The 19,798-nt window shown below is 43.4% G+C and carries 21 protein-coding genes; 14 read left to right on the forward strand and 7 right to left on the reverse strand.

Translation table 11 applies throughout. From position 1 onward, the window contains the following. Nucleotides 1-3 precede the first annotated feature (3 nt). From G400_RS0101095 to G400_RS0101110, 4 genes are all read left to right on the forward strand, one after another. Entirely contained in the window at nt 4-318 is a 315-nt protein-coding gene (locus tag G400_RS0101095; RefSeq protein ID WP_017261798.1) for an NAD(P) transhydrogenase subunit alpha, read from the forward strand. Then, nucleotides 315-1,733, forward strand: a complete 1,419-nt coding sequence (locus tag G400_RS0101100; protein ID WP_017261799.1) for an NAD(P)(+) transhydrogenase (Re/Si-specific) subunit beta — start codon at nt 315-317, stop codon at nt 1,731-1,733. Before G400_RS0101095 ends, G400_RS0101100 begins: the two co-directional genes overlap by 4 nt. 446 nt (nt 1,734-2,179) lie before the next feature. Next, nucleotides 2,180-2,419 carry a hypothetical protein gene (locus G400_RS0101105; protein ID WP_017261800.1) on the forward strand — a complete coding sequence of 80 codons (240 nt, stop codon included), beginning with the start codon at nt 2,180-2,182 and terminating at the stop codon, nt 2,417-2,419. A 174-nt stretch (nt 2,420-2,593) separates the two neighbouring features. After that, complete coding sequence (locus G400_RS0101110; RefSeq protein WP_017261801.1) at nt 2,594-2,794, forward strand: cold-shock protein; 201 nt, start codon at nt 2,594-2,596, stop codon at nt 2,792-2,794. A 123-nt stretch (nt 2,795-2,917) separates the two neighbouring features. Here G400_RS0101110 and G400_RS0101115 read toward each other — a convergent pair whose 3' ends face one another. Next, the gene (locus G400_RS0101115; protein WP_017261802.1) at nt 2,918-3,514 is read right to left on the reverse strand and encodes a stage II sporulation protein M; all 597 of its coding nucleotides are present in this window, start codon (nt 3,512-3,514) and stop codon (nt 2,918-2,920) included. A 284-nt stretch (nt 3,515-3,798) separates the two neighbouring features. Here G400_RS0101115 and G400_RS0101120 point away from each other — a divergent pair, with 284 nt between their 5' ends. Next, a complete protein-coding gene (locus tag G400_RS0101120) occupies nt 3,799-4,770 on the forward strand; it encodes a CAP domain-containing protein (protein WP_026017133.1) in 972 nt (323 codons plus the stop codon). A gap of 86 nt (nt 4,771-4,856) precedes the next feature. Here the strand turns inward: G400_RS0101120 and G400_RS0101125 are convergent, their stop codons facing one another. Continuing rightward, on the reverse strand, nt 4,857-5,825 hold the full coding sequence (locus G400_RS0101125; RefSeq protein WP_017261804.1) for a hypothetical protein: 969 nt from the start codon (nt 5,823-5,825) through the stop codon (nt 4,857-4,859). A 252-nt stretch (nt 5,826-6,077) separates the two neighbouring features. On the opposite strand from G400_RS0101125, the gene rpsP reads away from it, so the two are divergent. The 5 genes from rpsP (at nt 6,078) to rplS (ending at nt 8,554) form a co-directional block, all read left to right on the forward strand. After that, nucleotides 6,078-6,353 carry a 30S ribosomal protein S16 gene (rpsP, locus tag G400_RS0101130; RefSeq protein ID WP_017261805.1) on the forward strand — a complete coding sequence of 92 codons (276 nt, stop codon included), beginning with the start codon at nt 6,078-6,080 and terminating at the stop codon, nt 6,351-6,353. Nucleotides 6,354-6,370: 17 nt separating this feature from the next. After that, nucleotides 6,371-6,649, forward strand: coding sequence for a KH domain-containing protein (locus G400_RS0101135; RefSeq protein ID WP_017261806.1), 279 nt, complete (start codon nt 6,371-6,373; stop codon nt 6,647-6,649). Between the two features lie 110 nt (nt 6,650-6,759). Next, the gene (gene rimM, locus G400_RS0101140; RefSeq protein WP_017261807.1) at nt 6,760-7,287 is read left to right on the forward strand and encodes a ribosome maturation factor RimM; all 528 of its coding nucleotides are present in this window, start codon (nt 6,760-6,762) and stop codon (nt 7,285-7,287) included. Further along, nucleotides 7,277-8,017: a tRNA (guanosine(37)-N1)-methyltransferase TrmD gene (trmD, locus tag G400_RS0101145; protein ID WP_017261808.1), complete on the forward strand. Its 741-nt coding sequence runs from the start codon at nt 7,277-7,279 to the stop codon at nt 8,015-8,017. Before rimM ends, trmD begins: the two co-directional genes overlap by 11 nt. A gap of 183 nt (nt 8,018-8,200) precedes the next feature. Next, entirely contained in the window at nt 8,201-8,554 is a 354-nt protein-coding gene (gene rplS / locus G400_RS0101150; protein WP_017261809.1) for a 50S ribosomal protein L19, read from the forward strand. A 170-nt stretch (nt 8,555-8,724) separates the two neighbouring features. Here rplS and yjeM read toward each other — a convergent pair whose 3' ends face one another. Together yjeM and G400_RS0101160 are read right to left on the reverse strand one after the other, a co-directional pair. Continuing rightward, on the reverse strand, nt 8,725-10,221 hold the full coding sequence (yjeM, locus tag G400_RS0101155; protein WP_017261810.1) for a glutamate/gamma-aminobutyrate family transporter YjeM: 1,497 nt from the start codon (nt 10,219-10,221) through the stop codon (nt 8,725-8,727). 65 nt (nt 10,222-10,286) lie between these two features. Beyond that, complete coding sequence (locus tag G400_RS0101160) at nt 10,287-11,717, reverse strand: C69 family dipeptidase (protein WP_017261811.1); 1,431 nt, start codon at nt 11,715-11,717, stop codon at nt 10,287-10,289. Between the two features lie 261 nt (nt 11,718-11,978). On the opposite strand from G400_RS0101160, the gene G400_RS0101165 reads away from it, so the two are divergent. The 3 genes from G400_RS0101165 to G400_RS0101175 all read left to right on the forward strand — a co-directional run bounded on the left by G400_RS0101165 (nt 11,979) and on the right by G400_RS0101175 (nt 15,542). Continuing rightward, nucleotides 11,979-12,869, forward strand: a complete 891-nt coding sequence (locus G400_RS0101165; protein ID WP_017261812.1) for a YitT family protein — start codon at nt 11,979-11,981, stop codon at nt 12,867-12,869. 87 nt (nt 12,870-12,956) lie between these two features. Beyond that, the gene (gene glpK / locus G400_RS0101170; RefSeq protein WP_017261813.1) at nt 12,957-14,456 is read left to right on the forward strand and encodes a glycerol kinase GlpK; all 1,500 of its coding nucleotides are present in this window, start codon (nt 12,957-12,959) and stop codon (nt 14,454-14,456) included. A gap of 183 nt (nt 14,457-14,639) precedes the next feature. After that, nucleotides 14,640-15,542, forward strand: coding sequence for a DMT family transporter (locus G400_RS0101175; protein WP_017261814.1), 903 nt, complete (start codon nt 14,640-14,642; stop codon nt 15,540-15,542). Between the two features lie 364 nt (nt 15,543-15,906). Here G400_RS0101175 and G400_RS0101180 read toward each other — a convergent pair whose 3' ends face one another. Beyond that, nucleotides 15,907-16,128, reverse strand: coding sequence for a hypothetical protein (locus G400_RS0101180; protein ID WP_017261815.1), 222 nt, complete (start codon nt 16,126-16,128; stop codon nt 15,907-15,909). 66 nt (nt 16,129-16,194) lie between these two features. After that, on the reverse strand, nt 16,195-17,025 hold the full coding sequence (locus G400_RS0101185) for a Cof-type HAD-IIB family hydrolase (RefSeq protein WP_017261816.1): 831 nt from the start codon (nt 17,023-17,025) through the stop codon (nt 16,195-16,197). A 190-nt stretch (nt 17,026-17,215) separates the two neighbouring features. Here G400_RS0101185 and G400_RS0101190 point away from each other — a divergent pair, with 190 nt between their 5' ends. Then, nucleotides 17,216-18,580 (forward strand): RsmF rRNA methyltransferase first C-terminal domain-containing protein, encoded by a 1,365-nt coding sequence (locus G400_RS0101190; RefSeq protein WP_017261817.1) that lies wholly within the window; start codon nt 17,216-17,218, stop codon nt 18,578-18,580. A gap of 90 nt (nt 18,581-18,670) precedes the next feature. On the opposite strand, the gene fni is transcribed toward G400_RS0101190, so the two are convergent. After that, the gene (gene fni / locus G400_RS0101195) at nt 18,671-19,720 is read right to left on the reverse strand and encodes a type 2 isopentenyl-diphosphate Delta-isomerase (protein WP_017261818.1); all 1,050 of its coding nucleotides are present in this window, start codon (nt 19,718-19,720) and stop codon (nt 18,671-18,673) included. Between the last annotated feature and the right edge of the window lie 78 nt (nt 19,721-19,798).

A 19,798-nucleotide genomic window follows, 5' to 3' on the forward strand; every position in this document is an offset into this window, starting at 1 on the left:
GTCATGAGTCAGGAATTATATACCAACTTGGCCATCTTTGTGATGAGTCTGTTAGTTGGATTCGAAGTTATGAGTAAGATTCCATCAACGTTACAAACGCCCATGATGTCTGGGGCAAACGCCATTCACGGGGTTGTTGTCGTCGGTGCATTTGTGATCGCTGCGGAAGCAAACAGTTGGATCTTTTATATTTTAGCCTTTCTAGGTGCCTTCTTCGCCGCGGTTAACGTGGCTGGTGGTTATACCGTTACAGATCGGATGCTGGGCATGTTTAATCGTCCAAAGAAATCTGCTTCAAAGGAGGATGAGAATAAATGAGTGCGTTAACGACTGTTGCTTCTTTAGTTTATTTGATTTCCGCCGTTTGTTATGTGATTGGTGTGCATTTAATGCGGTCACCAAAAACTGCTCGCCGTGGTAATGGCTTATCCGCGGTTGGGATGTTCTTAGCCGTGATTATGATTGTGATCACGATCATTGCTGAAGGCAAGATTACTGGTACCGGTTGGGTTGTATTGATTCTTGGTCTAGCACTTGGTGTTTGGTACGGGGTTGCCCGTGCACGCAAGGTGCCAATGACGGATGTGCCTCAATTGGTTAGTTTGTTCAACGCTGTTGGTGGTGGTGCTGCCGCTGTAATTGGGATCTTCGACTACGCGGTCAAAGCGGGCGGCACACACTTGAACGTTGCCTTTTCACTACCAGTTTTACTAGATGTTATTATTGGTGGAATTACATTTTCTGGCTCGCTGATTGCGACCGGGAAATTATCTGGTCATGTACCAGGTAAGCCAATTACGTTCCCAGGTGCTCGGCTGGTTAACGTGTTAGTTGTCATTGCTATTTTAGTGGCCGCCTGGTTAATGATTGGTTTGCCAACAAATGTTTGGTTCATGGTGCTTGGCTTAATTGCCAGTTTAGTCTTTGGTCTGTTAATGACCTTACCAATTGGTGGGGCTGATATGCCGGTTGTTGTGTCACTGTTAAATGCCTTTACTGGTTTGGCAGTTGCGTTTGCTGGGTTTGTTATCGATAACCAAGTATTGATCATTGCTGGGGCATTGGTTGGTGCTGCGGGGACGATTTTGACCTTACAGATGGCTGATGCGATGAACCGTTCAGTTGCCAACATTCTTGCTGGTGGTTTCGGTACGGGTGACAGTAACAGCAGTTCTGCTGCCGATGAAACACCCGTTAACGTTAAAGAAACGTCAGCTGACGATATTGGTTTGCAACTTGCTTATGCTAACAATGTCATGATTGTTCCTGGTTATGGGTTGGCCGCTGCTCAGGCACAACACGAAGTCGCTGAGTTGGCCAAATTGTTGACGGACAATGGTATCAATGTCAATTACGCCATTCACCCAGTTGCTGGGCGGATGCCAGGACATATGAATGTGTTGTTAGCTGATGTTAACGTGCCTTACGACCAGATGAAACAGATGGAAGAAGCAAATTCCATGTTTGAAAACACTGATGTTTCTCTTGTTATCGGGGCGAACGATGTTACCAACCCATTGGCACGCGAAAGTGGTAACGCTATTTCCGGGATGCCAATTCTAGACGTTGATAAGTCGAAGTCCGTGGTTGTTATCAAACGGTCAATGAGCACAGGGTATGCTGGTGTTCAAAACCCACTGTTCTCGATGGATAACACGCAGATGTTCTTCTCCGACGCAAAGAAGGGGCTTGCAGACATCATTGCATCGACTAAAGAGTACATTAATCAGTGATGTAACAACGTTTGTAAGCCATTAAGATTCTTTGCGTGAATCATTTTTACCATTATTATCGTTAGAGTGGTTAACACTTTGGTTAAGTTTAGATTCAAGTAACTAAGAAATTTAGTTAAAGTCATCCTTTTTGGGATGACTTTTTCTTATACGCCATCGCATTGAGTCATAAATAAAAAAATTCGCAAATATTGTGAAGGCGAGAAATTGTAATCGCCGAATTGTTCGACATCTATGGACAGGCTGATACATTATGCCGGTAGCTGATTAATGATTGTGACTTAGGCTTGGCCTCTTCAAAAGCGGCTAAATTAAGCACATAAATTGATTTTGTAATCGTTATCATTTGACTAAAGGCAAATAAACAGGAAAAGGACTTTAAAAGTTCTTTCAGTTACCAAAATAACTTATGAGTGTTATGTTTGAAACCGAAGGAAGGCGTTTACATGAGTGAAACAGAGGACTCAACGACTGAACAGTTCAAGGTCAACGAGCATGTGGTATGCAAACGATTCACAGGTTTACCTAGGAATTTTAAAGGGACAATCGTGAAAGTTTACGATCATGCGGTGCTGTTGAAACTAAACGTAAAGGACTTCACAGCCCGTTACCAATCAACGTTAGATGACCTTAACGACAAGGTTGTCATTGCGAAAAAATTAGTCGTACCGACACCAGTTGTATAAGTTTTTGGTGATAAAAGATGTTTATGCTTGCTCTATGGTCTAATTAGGGTTAAAGTATAGTCATTGTATTGATAGTTCGGTAGTAAGTGTACTAGTTCTTTTGAATGACAACCTTTCTCGCCCGGCTTTAGATGCAAAATTAATTTGCGCAATGCGCATGGAGGTTTCATTCATATGGAACAAGGTACTGTTAAATGGTTTAACGCTGACAAGGGTTACGGTTTTATTACTCGCGAAAACGGTGACGATGTATTCGTTCACTTCTCAGCTATCCAAGGCGACGGCTTCAAGACTTTGGACGAAGGTCAACACGTTTCTTTCGATGTTGAAGACAGCGACCGTGGCCCACAAGCTACAAACGTTAACAAAGACTAATTTTAATAATTAGATTTTAAAGAGCATTCACATTTGTGAATGCTCTTTTTTTATTCAATTTAGAAACTAAGTTGGTTCACCGTTTGATAAACTAGCTCCAGCTACAAGGATGAGCATCTCATTTTAGAAATAATCCTGCATTAACACAGGTGTAACGAATGTTTCGATGATGGCTGAGGTAATATACAGCAGGGGCACAATGCTACACATATCAATTAATAATGTTGACCACGGAATCGTTGATGGGTATTCGGTTGGATGCCAAAGGTTGTGGACTAATTGCTGAATATATTTAGTGATCTGAGCCGCAATACAAAGCGTTAATATTTGTGCGGTGATTTCCAAAACACCATGAGGCAGGATGCCTAAAAGTAGAGTCGCAATGGGACGGGGGCCAACTAACACTATGCCAACAGTTAGGGCATTAAAGACGGCAAATACCCAGTAACAGGGCAGTGGCAAGAAAGCAACACCGATATAGAACCACGCCAGACCATAATTGTGTTCAAAAAGGCCAAGAACATTCCGCCAATTGTCTGAACGACCATCAGTATTTACATTAAGCCCAAGAGTAAGACCATCTCGGGCAGACTGAGCATCTAAGTGAAAAACATAAAAAATAGTCGGTACAAGCAACCAAATCAACATCATCATAATCGCGAAATGAACAAATTGTGGCCAATACGTTGCCCGTCTCTTTCTAAGGTAATTAATTTGCACGTAAACACGTCCCTAAATGAATTACATTTAGCATACAACATTTCAATGAATGAAAGAATTAGCAATTGGACCTGAATCGCTCACATTTTGTTGTTATACTAAAATAAATGATAGCAATACGATGGCGTTTCTAAATGAGTTAATGGATCTACCCAGTCGACTTATTTTTCAAAGCCATTATTTTGAATGACAGGAATGAGCAAACGGTAATGTCAAAAAGATGGGTAAAGCGGTCCCTAGTTTCAATTGGTGTGAGCATATGTGCTTTAACAGTAGTGTCAGTAATGCATATATCTTCTGTATCAGCTGCTACGTATACTAGTGCTGAGCAACGACAAATTAATAAGCAGCGTAAAATGTATCAAAAAATTAGTCAACGTGAGTATGACGATCATAATAGTTATGCACAACGACCGTCTTTTAAAAAGCATTTAGTGGTTGGCAAGCTTTCTAACCACTATCAAACGCAGTTATTGGCGTCATTAAATTTTTATCGTCAAATTGAGGGATTGCCAACCGTTTATTATGGATTTAATGCCAACCAGCAAGCACAAACTGCGGCAGCGGATATGGCCGCCGCGAATAATTTTCAGCATGGTTTAAAGGGAATCACGCGACCGGATGTCGTTAGTCAGCGGCAATGGCAAGAAGGACAGCAAATTACCCTTAATAGCAATATTGGTGAAATGAACGTGCCAGAGCGTCTTGACGCAACTATGGGCAATTACATTCGCGACAATTTCAATGTGGAGGGAAACAATACTGGTCATCGTGCGTGGTTGTTATCCCCGATTGTCCATAGCGTCGGAATAGGTGTTGCTCATCGTCCTAACGCTACGTTTGCCTATAGTGACATTTATTTTACGGATCAGGCGCAACGAGCCGTCACGCCTAATCGTGCTGTCGTGATCAACTATCCAACCACTGGTGTTTTTCCGAAAGAACTTTTGACCAGTGATGTAAAAAATCGTCCTGTTTATTGGTCGAGCGCTTTCACCATGGAACAAGGGACAACGGGGCGGGTTCAGGTACAAGTCACTGATTTAACTGCCAAACGGACGGTTAACGCAGCTCACGTCAATCTGGATCATACGAATCATTTTGGTCAGTTTGCATCGATCATTACTTATCGGCCATCGTTAAAAATTGTGAATGGTCACCAGTATCGAGTTCGGCTGACGGGCTTAACGCAGTATCCTAAGGGTTATCAGTACGAATTTAAGCCATTTTCGTTAGTCCGTGGTGCTTCGCATTAAACGTTAAAAAAGGTATCAACTCGTGTCTTCCGAATCTGGAATGACAGAGGCTGATACCTTTTTTGATAATGTTGCTTATTCATTTATTAAAGATTACTGAGCAAGTCCTGCATTTTATTAACAATGCCGTTAACGCCACTATCCTTTAATGTGCTGCTTGCATCAGAAGGGCTGGAACTATTTTCTAGATTGCCAACTGTAGTCGACAGCTTATTTAGCTGAGACGACATGGCACCACGAACAACAGCGTTTGAATTCCCTTGTTGTACTTGCTGCTGAAGATCTGAAACTTGTTGCTGAAGAGAGGAAATCGTGGACTCATATTGTGCACGATCGTTACTGTCTTTGTAATCATTCACGGCTTGCTGGGTATTTTTAACGACGGTAGTCATTTCTTTAACTTGCGATTTTAAACTACCAACTTTATTAGACAAGCTACTATTTTGAGAGGTTAAGGATGCTTGTTGTGATGAGGCCGCGGCAGACGATTCTGCGGCCTTAGAGGAGGCCTCAGCACTGCTTGCGGCTGCCGCAGAAGAACTAGCAGCTAAACTTGAAGAAGAAGCCTCAGCGGCCTGATTTGCGGCATTTTGGTGAGCGGAAACACCCCAAATGATGAACACCAATACTAAAACCGCAGCGACACCGCCAATAATCAACCGTTTTGAACGACGGCGTTTGGTCTTGGGCTGGGTAGCGCCTGAAGCAACTTGACTTGCCGCGGCAGACTCTGGTGCGGATTCAACGACAATCGGGGAATGACCATCTAGATCCGCTTCCGTATTGACAATGGTCAAAGTGAAGGCAGCACGACCGACATTTCCTCGGTCATCCATCACGGCAACGGGCACCTGATGCTGACCAGCGACTGAAAAATCAATATTTTCAAGATTGGCGTTTAAATGAGCGGTAAGGTCTGTGCCCCGACTGTCCATTGCTGTCGCACCCACGGCCTGCAACAACCGTGCATTTGTTGGCCGATTGATCGCGTCTGTTTTAACAATCCGCAATTGTGGATGAAGAAAGCTAATGCGAGGATCAATATTGTTCTGCATATGAAACTCCTTTTAATGGATCGTTTTATCGAATTAATTGTACTGTTAATGTATCATAGCGCTTTTATTATGAGATTTAAGTTTAGCCAATCTTGACCAGACTTTAAGCATCTTAACTTTTTTTACAGAATTGTTGAGGGTTGAAAATCTGCGTCAGAGTGGGATAATTTTAACTGTAAAGAAAAACCTCTTGACACCCTAGGTGAGTTTAGATAAACTAGTACACGTTAAGAAATTGAGGGAGGAAATCTCATGTCTGTAAAAATTCGTTTAAAACGTATGGGTTCTAAAAAGCGCCCATTCTACCGTATCGTTGTTGCTGACTCACGTTCACCACGTGATGGCCGTTTCATCGAACAAATTGGTACTTTTAACACTTTGGTTAACCCAGCAGAAGTTAAATTAGATGCTGAATTAGCAATGAAGTGGTTAAACAATGGTGCGCAACCTTCTGACACTGTTAAAAACATCTTCTCACGTGAAGGTATCATGAAGCAGTACCACGAAGCTAAGTTCACTAAGAAGTAAATTCGAGGCGGCAATTCATGAGTACGAATCAAAATAATCGTTTATCAGTCGATGCAGTTGCTTCACTAATCCAAACGTTGGTCCAACCACTTGTTTCACATCCTGATGCAGTTTCTGTACAGGCGGAACAAGGGGAACGGTTTATGAATTATTCATTAACGGTTGCGCCAGATGATATTGGTGAAGTTATTGGCCGTCACGGTCAGGTTGCGCAAGCAATTCGTACATTGGTGTACAGCATTCGGACGGTTGACCAACAAAAGGTTCGTTTGATTATTGTTGACGAGAATAAATAAGGGACCTGAGAATGATTATTCTCGGTCTTTTTTTTATAATATTTATTAAGTTAGTTGTGAGAACAGCACTTATACTCTGCTATTGCACTTTAAATGTTAAGGAGATTGGAATGGCATTTTACACCATCGGTAAGATTGTAAATACACAAGGTCTGAAGGGAGAACTTCGGGTTATCTCCAGTACTGATTTTCCAAAATCACGTTTTAAGGTTGGCAGCCAGGTTTACGTCACGGCTCAAACGCCGGGAGCACATCAAGAGAAATTAACCATCGCTTCCTCAAGACCTCATAAAAGTTTTATCCTCATTACTTTTACAGGAATGAACGATATTAATTTGGTTGAAAAATATAAGGGCTCTGATTTGTATGTTACGGAAGAGCAGCAACAAAAATTGCCTGAAGGCCAATATTATTATCGTGAAATTATTGGGCTCCATGTTATTGATGAACATCAACAAGACCTTGGTACGATTTCCGAAATTATGGCGCCTGGTGCAAATGATGTCTGGGTGGTTAAGCGACAAGGTAAGTCCGACTTGTTATTACCGGTGATTGATCAAGTTGTTAAAGATGTCGACATCGCTAATGGAGTCGTTCATATCGAAATGATGGCGGGGTTAGACAGCGATGAGAATTGATATTTTAAGTCTCTTTCCGGACATGTTTAGTGGGCCATTAACTGAGTCCATCGTTGGTAAGGCTGTTGATAAAGGAATTCTAGATATCAACGTGACTGATTTTCGTCAGTTTACGACCGATAAACATCATCATGTTGATGATACGCCTTATGGTGGTGGCGCTGGTATGTTGTTAATGCCACAACCGATTTTTGATGCCATGGATCATGTTGAACAAGAAGCGGGTGATCGAGGGCGCGTGATTTTACTCGACCCGGCTGGCGTTCCTTTTACCGAGCACGTTGCGGAAGACTTTTCAAAGGAGTCACATTTAACATTTATTTGTGGCCATTATGAAGGCTATGACGAACGGATTCGTCATTTAGTCACCGATGAAGTGTCTCTAGGCGATTACGTACTGACCGGTGGGGAGCTTGGCGCGATGGTCATGATTGATGCAACGGTTCGATTGATTCCTGACGTGTTGGGAAATACGGATTCAGCGCCCGGAGATTCATTTAGCAATGGCTTGTTGGAGTATCCACAGTACACACGTCCCGCAGATTTTAGAGGCATGAAGGTGCCTGAGGTGCTGACGAACGGTAATCATCAATTGATTGATCAGTGGCGTGAAACAGAGTCCTTGAGAAGAACTTATCAACGGCGACCAGACCTGCTTGATAATGCCGAATTGACGGTTGCGCAACGTCGTTTATTAGCTGATGTCATAGATGAAGAGACGCGTGGCTAGGCGTATTTAAAAGTTTATGATATCGCCTAATCCGCAGAATTCATTAATTCTGTAAAGGAAAACGCCTTTACAAATGTGCTTGTTCTATGGTAATCTAATTTGTGGCTTTGAGCCCAATACTACCAATATTCCGCTGGCGGGATGCCCGTTTATGAATTTTGAGTGAAAGGAAGTTCTCACATTATGAGACAGAACCAATTAATTGAAAAGATCACCGCAGGGCAACTTCGCGATGACATGCCAGATTTCCGTGCCGGCGACACTGTTCGTGTATTCGCACGAATTGTTGAAGGTACTCGTGAACGTATCCAGTTATTCGAAGGTGTTGTTGTTAAGCGCCGCGGTGCTGGTATTTCCGCAACGTACACTGTTCGTAAGATTAGTAACGGGATTGGTGTGGAACGGACATTCCCAGTTAACTCACCACGAGTTGACCACGTTGAAGTAACTCGCCATGGCCGTGTTCGTCGTAGTAAGCTTTACTACTTACGTGCATTGCATGGTAAGGCAGCCCGGATCAAGGAAGCACGTCGTTAAGATTTGCTATTTGAGCCAAACGTCATTTGTCTTCGGACAGGTGGCGTTTTTTGTTGGATGAATTGTTGTTTTTCAAAAAAGTAAAAAACCACCATCATTACCGTTAGTACGTCGAAAAGGACGATAAAAATGGTAATTGATGGTGGTTTTAATTTATTGACTAAAAATGTTTAGTCGGTGGTGTGATGTTCCCGGTTTGCATAAAAGGCCCAGGCAATACAGCCAAAAATCAGTGGACCAGCAACAGTCGCAATGGCAGTTACCCAATCCTTTTCCAAAAATGGCTGCAGAATGGAAAAGCCAATGCCGATGCTCAACGTTACCATCACGACAGTAACAACGAACATCATCCAGCGATGTGAATGGTAGGCGACAAATGGTCGTGGCCGGTCTTCTCTCTTGAAATAGGGAAAGGCCCCTACTAAGAAGAGGTAAGGTAAGGTCGTTGACACATTACTCATTGACGTCAGCACATTATAGAAGAACTTAGCATCCTTGTGAGTTAGCACAGACACTAATGAAATTCCTGCGATAAAGATGACAACTGCGGTAGCCTGCATCCACATTGCAAATTCTGGCATATCATGTTTGTTCAAACGTGTCATTTTCTTAGGCCATAATTCCTTGGGTGAACCTAAAATAAAGGATTTTAGAGGTGAGTATATCAGGACGAAGAAAGACCCTAAATAAGCTAAGAACATACTGATTCCGGCAAAACGTGAAAACACCTCGCCCAAAATATGAGCGCTAGAAGCTGATAAACCGATTGAGAGGCCTAGGATGTCTCCTAAGTTTTCCATTAAAACATAGGTAATGTTGCCCAAATTTACATTTCCGTGAGCAATCACCATACTCCAGTTTGTTGAAATACCCCATAAAAAGATGGTGAGTGAGTAGCTAATCCCAATGACAATGGTGCCAATCAGGATGCCCCGAGGGAATGTTTTTTCAGGTTTATCCAGTGAGTCAGTAACCCCGCCAATGGATTCCAAACCACCATAGGCAAAGATGGCATAAATAACAAAACTAATCATCGCAATGGGCGATTGGAATTGTGGATTTGGTGAAGTGGCAAAGTCGGATAAATGGTTAACTGGCTGGGCCAGTGCAAAATGATTGGCAATTAAGATGATGAGACTAGCGAGTACTAAAATCACGTTAAGCGCCATAATGGCAATCCCACCAACCGATGAAACCTTAGCAATGAAGGACATTCCACGTGAGGCTGCCCAAGTAATGGCAACGATCCAAAGACAGGCGAGTAGGCCAACTGTTAACGTTGAGTTCAAGCCTAGAAAATGCCAATTGTTCGTGGTGTCATGACCGCTAATGATGGTTGAAAGGGTGATCCAAACTTTTTGCGAAATCATGACTTGCCAGATGATCCATGCTGATAACCAGATGAAGGTTGCAATGAAGGACCATTTTTCACTAATAGACGCGTCCAGCCATGAATAAATGCCACCCTTTGATTCCTTCAATGAGGAACCGTATTCAGCGAACATTAAACCACTGGGCAGAAAGAATAATAGCGCGCCCAGTAAATACCAGAAGATTGCGCCATAGCCCATTTGCTCAAAGGCTGCCGGAGTGTTCCCGAAACCAAAAATAGTGGTGAAGATCATTAAGACTAATGCCCCAAGTGACAGGGTCTTTTTCTTTTCCATTTGTATTTACTTCCTCAATATCATTACCAGTGAAAAACCGCCCGTACTGGTGTGAATGTAATGTTTTATAGATTCTCGTCTGTGTTAAAGTTTAAAGGCGAAAAATCGGTGCTATTGGTGATAAGGTCACTGATTAGGTCTGTATACGTGTTTAAAGCTCGTTTGGCAGATTCGGCGTTGCTGTCAGTCAGATATTGAATTAATGCATCACCGCTTAATTTGAGGGCCTTAACATCGCTTTCGCGGAGGTGGGTGCCGAGATCTGCCTGTAATTTAAGCTGAGATTGACGATAAGGCGTTTCAAAGTGACGATAATGGGCGTCAAGTAGCACACTGGCTAACTTAAACGTCCAGTAAGCGCTGTTGGCGGCATACTTGCCTTGTCCACGTTGGTAGGCTAATGGCGTGTTGTTAATGGCTGTGTAAAAGGGAACATAGTTACTCTGCGCAGCAACGCCCATCGCCAACCACTGAACGCCGGCCATGGCTGAAGGGACATTCGGCCGAAGCTGGAGGACATGAGATTCTTGTGTTTTGGCTAAGCTAATTGGACGAAAGGCGTGTTTGTGCGTTGCTTCGCGGCCAACTGGATCATAATCGGTACCTTCGTAATGATTGCTGAGAAAAGCCTGCACATCATTAACAGAAAGGCGTTTGCTGGCGTAACGAATAAAGGGCAATTCCTCATCAGTTGGTGATTGCTCGATCTCTGGATTAAACATTTTTTGACCGATCCAAACGCGGGGAGTGTTGTACATTTCGTCACTCGTACCCGTTGTGCCAAAAATATGACGGAAATTAAACCCATTAGCGTCAGGATTAAGATGATGTTGTTGGACAAACTCCTCAATTCCATCAGCAAACATAAAGTTATCATGGTCAGCAAAATCGATTTGCTGAATGGCCAGCTGATTGGCAACGACCGCATAGCCATCATCCGGAATTCGCTGTGCGACCCATTGATGGCCAGCACCGGTTTCTAAATACCAAGCTTCGTGTAAATCTGCGAACAAAATACCATTTGTCTCTGCCGTGCCATAAGTTTCAACGAGCTTGCCCAGTCGTTGGACGCCTTCTTTAGCAGAGGTAACGTAAGGAAGCACTACAGTAACCATTGCCTCTTCCTGAATGCCGTCAGCTACCAAGGGATCCGCTGCTAGAACGAGAGCATTGGAATAGGCGCTTTCAGTCGCAGACATGGACACGTTTGCTTCATTAATACCATCCTCCTCAAAAAGACCATATTTTGCTGTCCATTCAGGGGTCGCCGTATAACGCATTGCCGTTTTTGGCAGTGGCATTGTAAAGTCGTTATCCTTTGACTTAAACTGTTGCGCGTCATTAAAGGTTTGAGCTGGGTGAACGACAAAATGCTTTGGCCAAGAAGCCTTACTGTCCTCATTACGGCCGATCATCACGGAACCGTCCGTTGAAGCTGAACGACCAATTAAAATACTTGTACATGCCGATGGTCTTCTGGTGTCATCTATTTGCATCAAAGATGCCTCTCTTTCAATCAACCTAAAACATTATGAATAAAATTACAAAACCGCAATGAATAAATTGTAGCAGAAAAGAGAAAACAGGTGCTAAAAGGGAACCGATTTTAAGCGGTTTCATCGCATTTTCTCATCAAACGTTTGTAAGAATGACATTTTTGTGAAGATAGCTGCCAAATTAGCTGTAACTTGTGGTCATAAACGTCACGATTGTGGTTTAATTATGGTCATTGAGAGCAAAAAGAAAGGATCATAAAAATGACACGATGGAATGATGACAACCCTTTTATTAAAATTGTAATTTTATTATTTTCAACCGTATGTTGTGCCGTTGCGTTGAATGTTTTTTTGATTCCCAGTAATATTTTTGCTGGTGGACTTAACGGGATTGCACAGTTGCTGCACTGGGGACTTAAATTTACTGGTGCAGACATTTCAACTGGTTGGTTTATCCTAGCTTTTAACCTCCCAATCGGCATCATGGGCTGGCGTAAAATTGGACCACGCTTTACGGCTTGGAGCTTTGCTAACGCCATTGTGACATCTGTGTTGGCGATCGTAATTCCCGAGGTGAGTGTATCTCATAATGCATTGCTAAACGCATTGTTCGGTGGTATTTTAACTGGAATCGGTATTGGCTTCCCATTTCGATTTGGATTTTCAACCGGCGGCATGGATATCATTGCCATGGTCTTGCAAAAAACGACTGGTCGATCAATAGGAACACTGACAATGATGCTCAATTCCGGGATCATTGCCGTTGCCGGTTTCTTTATTGGCTGGGAAAATGCGTTGTTTACGATCATTACCATTTACGCAACCTCACGAATGGTCGATACAATTCATACGCGCCATCAGAAGATGACCGCTCTTATTGTGACGAATCGGCCAGATGAATTAATTGCAGCGTTGCGAGAACATCTTTTTCGAGGCGTCACTGTTTTACCCTCACGCGGCGCATTTTCGAATCGGGACAATTCGACATTAATGATCGTCATTTCACGTTATGAATTGTACGATTTGCAAACGACTGTTAAAGAAACCGATCCAGACAGTTTTATGAACATGGTTGCAACGGTTGATATTGCCGGCAACTTTTTTGATGAGGATAAGCAAGCAGAATTGAGGCAATCGTCAAAACAGGGGTAACAGATGCCTAAAAGTTTGCTAAACTTATCTTTGTTTGGTGGAACGTGTTCAAAAATTCGAATCTTGTCTAATGAATGGAGTTGCGACATGAACGACGAGCAGTACATGATGGCGATCGACCAAGGAACGACTAGTAGCCGGGCCATGATTTTCAATCATCAAGGACAGATTGTAGGAAAAGCTCAGAAGGAATTCCCGCAATACTTTCCACAACCGGGATGGGTTGAACATGATCCCGAAGAAATCTGGAGTAGCGTTCAATCAGTGATGGCAGATGCCTTGATTCAGGCACATCTTGCCCCATACAAAATTCGTGGAATTGGGATTACCAACCAGCGCGAAACAACCATTATTTGGGACCGCAAAACGGGGAAACCCGTTTATCATGCCATCGTTTGGCAGTCGAAACAGACGACCAGCATTACAGAGCAATGGCAAAAAGCCGGGTTAACTGAGACAATTCGTCAAAAGACCGGGCTTGTGGTAGATGCTTATTTTTCTGCTTCTAAAATCAAGTGGTTATTGGATAATGTGCCAGGTTGTCGTGAACGCGCAGAAGCTGGTGATCTGCTGTTTGGCACCATTGATACATGGTTACTGTGGAAACTGACTGGTGGTAAGGTTCATGCGACAGACTATACAAACGCCAGTCGGACAATGCTGTTCAACATTCATGATTTGAAGTGGGATGCCGATTTGTTAAAGGCTTTTGATATTCCAGCTGAGTTATTACCTGAAGTGCGAAGCTCCTCGGAAATTTACGGCTATACGGCAAACTACACCATGTCAGGTGTGTCGGTGCCGATTTGTGGTATTGCGGGCGATCAGCAAGCGGCACTCTTTGGGCAAACAGCTTTCGACAAAGGCAACGTCAAAAATACTTATGGCACTGGTGCCTTTATTGTGATGAACATTGGTCAACAACCCACGCTATCGACTAAGGGGTTACTGACGACAATTGCCTATGGTTTGAATGGTGAAGTAACTTATGCCCTTGAAGGGTCAATATTCGTTGCTGGTTCAGCGGTTCAGTGGTTGCGAGACGGAATGAGGCTGGTTCAAGACGCTGGGGATTCTGAAGCAATGGCCATGGCGGCGGAGCCAGATGATCATATTTACGTGGTACCGGCGTTTACAGGGTTAGGTGCGCCGTACTGGGATCAAGAACTGCGTGGCGCTGTGTTTGGACTCACACGTGGAACCACGCGTGAACAATTTGTGCGGGCAACATTGCAGGCAATTGCGTACCAAACTCGTGACGTTGTCGATACGATGGCCGGTGACACCGGTTTGAAAATTGATACGTTGCATGTTGATGGTGGGGCATCCAAAAATGACTATTTGATGCAATTTCAAGCTGACATTTTAAATACCACCATTAAACGTGCCAAAATTAATGAAACAACCGCACTTGGAGCGGCTTTCCTGGCCGGACTAGCGATTGGTTTCTGGGAAGACCAGGATGAGTTACGTCGTTTGTATATGACCGGTGATCAGTTTGAACCGCAAATGGCAGAAGATAAGCGAAACAGACTTTATCATGGTTGGCAGGTAGCTATTAGAGCTGCCCAAGCGTTTGAACAGTAGGCATAATTGCAACGAAACAGTAGCAGTGAATTATTAGAACGGGTATGAAAAAGTTTACTGCATGAAGCCTTCATCCTTGATTGAAACTACCAAAAACGGGCACCATGTTAGCATGGCATTTATTTAGTTCAATCAAGTTAATGGCTGCGGTTAAAAATATACATTAGGTTAGAGGATTGATTCATGAAAACTCAAAATTACACAAAGGGTATTCTGTGGGCGGCCTTTGCTTCCACAATGTGGGGGATTTCAGGCACGATCTTGCAGTTTATTTCCCAAACGCAAAATATCCCAGCAACATGGTTTTTATCGGTACGAACGCTGGGAGCCGGCATTATTTTGCTATTGATTAGTTGGTTTCGCGAAGGTCGTCATATTTTTGACCTCTTTAAATCTTGGCGTTTAATTGGTTGGCTGTTTGCATATGCGCTGATTGGTCTAATGGCAAACTTATTTACCTTCTACATGAGTATTAAAACTGGTAATGCTGCTTCGGCCACTATCTTACAGTACTTAAGTCCTCTGTTTATTGTGCTGGGAGCCTTGGTTTTTAAGCATGAGCGGCCATTAAGAACTGATTTAATTGCATTTGGAATTGCACTAGTCGGTGTTTTTTTAGCAATCACAAAGGGGAATATTCATTCTCTGGCCGTGCCAATGAACTCAATTATTTGGGGAGTATTGGCAGGGGTAACAGCGGCGTGCTATGTGGTGTTACCAAGGGAGATTGTTGCCAAACATTCACCGTTTGTAGTGCTTGGCTGGGGGATGTTTATCAGCGGTGTGCTCTTTAATTTATGGCACCCATTTTGGAGCCATACGCCGGTCATCACTGGTAAGCTAGTGCTGTCTATCAGTGCCGTTATTCTCGTTGGTACCATCTTCGCATTTTCTTCATTGCTGTATAGTTTAAACTTTGCGCCCTCAGCAGTGATTAGCATCGTTGATGCACTACAGCCAGTGGTTACGTTTATTCTGAGCATTATTTTCTTTCATCTACAGATCAGTGTGATGGAAGTGATCGGTTCCATCTTGGTAGTTGTAGCTGTATATCTGTTACAACGAATGGGTAGCAGTGCCACGTGACTGTTGTGACATATACTATGATTACGCGATATTGCATCATACATTATTTTTAAGTGTATAGTGCAATTACTGATTTTATTATTTAAAAATGATCAAAAAAAGAGAGCGGGACATAACACGTTTTGGCTTTCTCAGGTAACGCGAATACGGCGTTCATGGGTGTTTTTCCCATGAATGCCGTATTCGTGTTAGATGAGCAAAATTCAGTGTTATGTCCCGCGTTTGCGGCAATTTTTCTTCATCCGCATGATCCTTTGCGGTTGAAGAAAAATTGCCTGTTGACGTTTCATTAGAAATTGAGTTGAGGCGTTATGTCCCAGTTTCTTTTTTATATCGTGATTTAATTGCTATTGTTGAATGAGCATTACATTTTTTTAATAACGCGGTAACGTTTACCATCCTTAGGATCATCTGTTTGATCAACTTTATCAAACAAGACGTATGGTTTACCATCCGTTTCCGAGACAATAAACAGCGCGTGCGGGTGTTTATGCTTGTATATCTGTGCGCTCTGATACACTGCGTTATAGTCGTGTGCATTAGCAATCGCATCACCAGGATTGAAAAGGACGTGTTCTTCAGTCATCAGCAAGACCCCCTTTGAGGTAAAGATAATTACAATTATCATGCTCGCTAGCACTGAAAAAAGCAATTATTCAGCCTTTGCGAGAGCTACTGGTAGATTGAGAAAATCGAGTAGGTAGTGGGCCAACCCGTCATGATTGTTGTCTAAGGGTGTCACATCCTGAGCGATAGCTTTAAGATCGTCGATGCCATTAGCCATGGCAACACCCCAACCGGCATAACTAATCATTGCGTGATCATTGCCTTCATCGCCAAATGCAATAATATCATTTCTATCAATGTGATAGGTCTGGGCTAAAAACTCGAGACCCGTGGCTTTTTCAACCCCTTTATGGGCGACTTCTAATACAGGCCAACGACCGCCCCAAACATTCATATCAATGTGATCGCCATACCGGGCAGTAATATCGTGAATCAGTTGATCACGGTGTTGTTCATTGAAGTAAAGGGTTAGCGCAGTTGGATCCGCCGTTAAATTTCGTGCGTTTAGAATTTGCTGTGGTTGCAGAATGGTCGGGAAAAAGTCAATTGTGCCGTCGCTGGCATGATTGGCCCATACATTTGTTTTGTTTTCAGCGGCAATTGTCTCAATTCCGAGCGATGACTGGTGTGCCAGAAGGTCTAACGCAATGTCTCGATCAATGGTATATTGGTACTCATGCTGCCATTGATGGTGTGGCAAATGACCAAGCGAACCATTAAAATTGATCATTGCGCTATGCAAACCGAGTTCGTCGTAGTATTGACGAGAAATGCGATAAGGTCGTCCGGTGACGATACTAACGATATGGCCACTAGCGACAGCTGTTTGTAAGACCTGTTTTGTAAACGGTGAAATAGCAGATTGGTTATTTAAGGTTGTACCATCCAGATCGATGGCGATAAGCTTGCGGTTCACGAATTCATCTCCCTTAGACGAATTTTTCGTCCAAAAATATCTTCGTTCTAATTTACCTTATTCACTTGGGTTCTGCAAGCTTGCTGAGCAGTTCAGCTGTTGTTCCGTGATTCATGAAGATGACGTGACGTACTAAAGGATTCGGTGTAAACTGATGCGAGTGTTTTAAAACAGTTATGGAGGGAACAAAATGGAATTACCGGCGGGTTTTGCCGAGAAATATTCAACATTAATGGGTGAAAGTGAGGCAAAGGACTTTTTGGCTAGCTTCGATCAGCCAATCCACCAAGGCTTTCGAGTCAATCCATTAAAGGCCAATGCGGTTCCAGAAAACGTTTCACTAAGCGAGCCTACAGGGATTCCCACTGGCTATTACGGTCATGTTAGTGGTCATACGCCTGCGCATACGACAGGAGTAGTGTATAACCAAGAACCTTCTGCAACTTATGTTGGGGCAGTCGTGGACGCCCAACCAGGAGAACGGATTCTTGATCTGTGTGCAGCACCGGGTGGCAAATCAACTCAAATTGCTGCTGGATTACAGCAGCAAGGGTTATTAATAACAAATGAAATTTTTGCCAAACGTGCAGCCGTGCTGGCAGAAAATATGGAACGTTTTGGTGTCGCCAATGCAGTTGTCTTGAACGAAACGCCTGCTCATTTGTCAAAACAGTTAGCCAACTTTTTTGATAAGGTCGTGGTGGATGCACCATGTTCTGGAGAAGGCATGTTTCGTAAGGATCCAGATGCAGTTCAGTACTGGACGCCTGACTATCCGCTTGAATGTGCCACGCGTCAGCGAGAAATTTTAACTGAAGCTGTCAAGATGGTCCGGCCAGGAGGGCAACTCATTTATTCGACGTGTACTTTCGCACCGGAGGAAGATGAGCAAATGATGGCGTGGGTATTGAAGTCATTTCCAGATTTTGAACTGGCTTCATTGCCGAAATTGCCTGGTTTGGAAGCGGCCCGGCCGCAATGGGCCAACGATGATCCCGAACTTAGCAAGGCTGGTCGGTTGTTTCCACATCATATGGATGGCGAAGGTCACTTTATTGCTAAATTGATTCGTCGTTCGACAGAGTCAAACGTAACCCATAAACCAGCAAGATTGCCGAAACCTGACGCAAACGAGGTTAAACTATGGCAGTCATTTGAGCGACAACACTTTACTCAACCAATTACGGCGGGGCAATCGTTGACCGTGTTTGGGGCTCAATTGTACGCCATTCCTGCGTTAACACCAGATCTCGGAAAACTGAAGGTATTGCGGCCTGGCCTTCATTTGGGCACGTTAAAGAAGAACCGGTTTGAGCCAGCGTTTGCGTTAGCACTTGCCACGCATCCAGATCTGTATCGGCCAACCGTGGCTTTGACTCAAGCTCAATGGGCACAGTTTGTCCACGGTGATACCGTGACATTAGCAGAACCGACTGAAAATGGTTGGACGCTGGCAACTATCAATGGCAACGGTATTGGTTTCGGCAAGGTGGTCGGTCAGACACTTAAGAACGGTTACCCTAAAGGATTACGTTTTTTAGTGAAAGATGATTAGATAGCAGTCTCAGTGTTAAATCAAGTCAATAGATAATAAAAAATGTTCAGTCTCAAACGGACTGAACATTTTTTATACGATTCGTTTCTGTTATTGCCTTTTTAAGTTTCGCTGCTGACAATAATTCATTAGGGCGGGAGATAGAACTATTTTTGCAGTTCGTAAATCAGCCGTTGTACGTGATCCTGTTAATGCATAAAGCAAACGTAAATCACTTTGCCAATCCTCAATGTATGTTTGCAATGTATCTTCATCTTGAGTCATGAGGACATGGAGAAAGTGGCCAGCTACACCAACGACGTTTGCGCCTAGGATTAACGCTTTTAAGACATCCAGTGGGGTTCTCACGCCACCTGAGGCAGCAATCTGCATATCGGATACTGCTTGTGCTTCCAACAGCGATTGAACGGTCGTTTGTCCCCAGTTAGATAAATAGTCCAGTTCTTGATGATGGCGGCGCTCATTTTCAATCCGAGCAAAGTTAGTGCCACCACGGCCACTGACATTAATGTACTGAACGCCCATCTGTTTTAAAGTGTTAATGGTTTCCTGGCCCATGCCGAAACCAACTTCTTTAACAATAACAGGGACGGACAAGCCGTTAATAATTTCGGTAATGTGGTCGCGCCAGCGCAAATCCCGATCACCTTCAGGCATAATTAGTTCTTGCGCACTGTTGATGTGTAATTCCAATGCATCGGCAGCAACCATGTCGACTATTCGCTGTGCATCGTCCAGCGAGTGTCCAGCACCAATGTTTGCAAAAATTTGTCCGTGTGGATTTACTTTTCGAACAATGGTGAAGGTCGATGCTACTGCAGGTTCTTTTAAAGCAATGCTTTGTGAACCAACAGCCATTGCTAAGCCGGTTGCCGCTGCAATTTCAGCGAGTTTGGCATTGATGTCACCGGTTCTCACAGAGCCACCAGTCATTGCTTCGATGTAAAACGGTGTCGACAAGGTCAATCCAGCAAAGCGAGTTGACAAGTCAACGTTATCAACCGCAATTTCTGGTAAACTTTGATGAATGATTTGAATATCGTCAAAACCGGCGTCACTTTTTTCTTGGTATTGTTTCAGAGCAATAGCGAGATGCTCATCTTTGCGATGCGCGTGAGCGGATTCAGTTAACTTGCTCATGGCTGGCCTCCTAATTTTTATCATCAATGGATTCTTTTATTTTAATCAATTGCAAGGATAGTGAGAAATAAAACCGTA

Source organism: Furfurilactobacillus rossiae DSM 15814 (assembly GCF_000428925.1).
Classification (GTDB): Bacteria; Bacillota; Bacilli; order Lactobacillales; family Lactobacillaceae; genus Furfurilactobacillus; species Furfurilactobacillus rossiae.

Bases quoted from the DNA above. Each gene is read 5' to 3' on its own strand.
- G400_RS0101160 (WP_017261811.1), bottom strand. From the start codon at position 11,717: ATGCAAATAGATGACACCAGAAGACCATCGGCATGTACAAGTATTTTA.
- G400_RS0101120 (WP_026017133.1), top strand. From the start codon at position 3,799: ATGCATATATCTTCTGTATCAGCTGCTACGTATACTAGTGCTGAGCAA.
- G400_RS0101165 (WP_017261812.1), top strand. From the start codon at position 11,979: ATGACACGATGGAATGATGACAACCCTTTTATTAAAATTGTAATTTTA.
- fni (WP_017261818.1), bottom strand. From the start codon at position 19,720: ATGAGCAAGTTAACTGAATCCGCTCACGCGCATCGCAAAGATGAGCAT.
- glpK (WP_017261813.1), top strand. From the start codon at position 12,957: ATGAACGACGAGCAGTACATGATGGCGATCGACCAAGGAACGACTAGT.
- yjeM (WP_017261810.1), bottom strand. From the start codon at position 10,221: ATGGAAAAGAAAAAGACCCTGTCACTTGGGGCATTAGTCTTAATGATC.
- G400_RS0101135 (WP_017261806.1), top strand. From the start codon at position 6,371: ATGAGTACGAATCAAAATAATCGTTTATCAGTCGATGCAGTTGCTTCA.
- rpsP (WP_017261805.1), top strand. From the start codon at position 6,078: ATGTCTGTAAAAATTCGTTTAAAACGTATGGGTTCTAAAAAGCGCCCA.
- rimM (WP_017261807.1), top strand. From the start codon at position 6,760: ATGGCATTTTACACCATCGGTAAGATTGTAAATACACAAGGTCTGAAG.
- rplS (WP_017261809.1), top strand. From the start codon at position 8,201: ATGAGACAGAACCAATTAATTGAAAAGATCACCGCAGGGCAACTTCGC.
- G400_RS0101110 (WP_017261801.1), top strand. From the start codon at position 2,594: ATGGAACAAGGTACTGTTAAATGGTTTAACGCTGACAAGGGTTACGGT.
- trmD (WP_017261808.1), top strand. From the start codon at position 7,277: ATGAGAATTGATATTTTAAGTCTCTTTCCGGACATGTTTAGTGGGCCA.
- G400_RS0101100 (WP_017261799.1), top strand. From the start codon at position 315: ATGAGTGCGTTAACGACTGTTGCTTCTTTAGTTTATTTGATTTCCGCC.
- G400_RS0101105 (WP_017261800.1), top strand. From the start codon at position 2,180: ATGAGTGAAACAGAGGACTCAACGACTGAACAGTTCAAGGTCAACGAG.
- G400_RS0101175 (WP_017261814.1), top strand. From the start codon at position 14,640: ATGAAAACTCAAAATTACACAAAGGGTATTCTGTGGGCGGCCTTTGCT.
- G400_RS0101125 (WP_017261804.1), bottom strand. From the start codon at position 5,825: ATGCAGAACAATATTGATCCTCGCATTAGCTTTCTTCATCCACAATTG.
- G400_RS0101190 (WP_017261817.1), top strand. From the start codon at position 17,216: ATGGAATTACCGGCGGGTTTTGCCGAGAAATATTCAACATTAATGGGT.
- G400_RS0101180 (WP_017261815.1), bottom strand. From the start codon at position 16,128: ATGACTGAAGAACACGTCCTTTTCAATCCTGGTGATGCGATTGCTAAT.
- G400_RS0101095 (WP_017261798.1), top strand. From the start codon at position 4: ATGAGTCAGGAATTATATACCAACTTGGCCATCTTTGTGATGAGTCTG.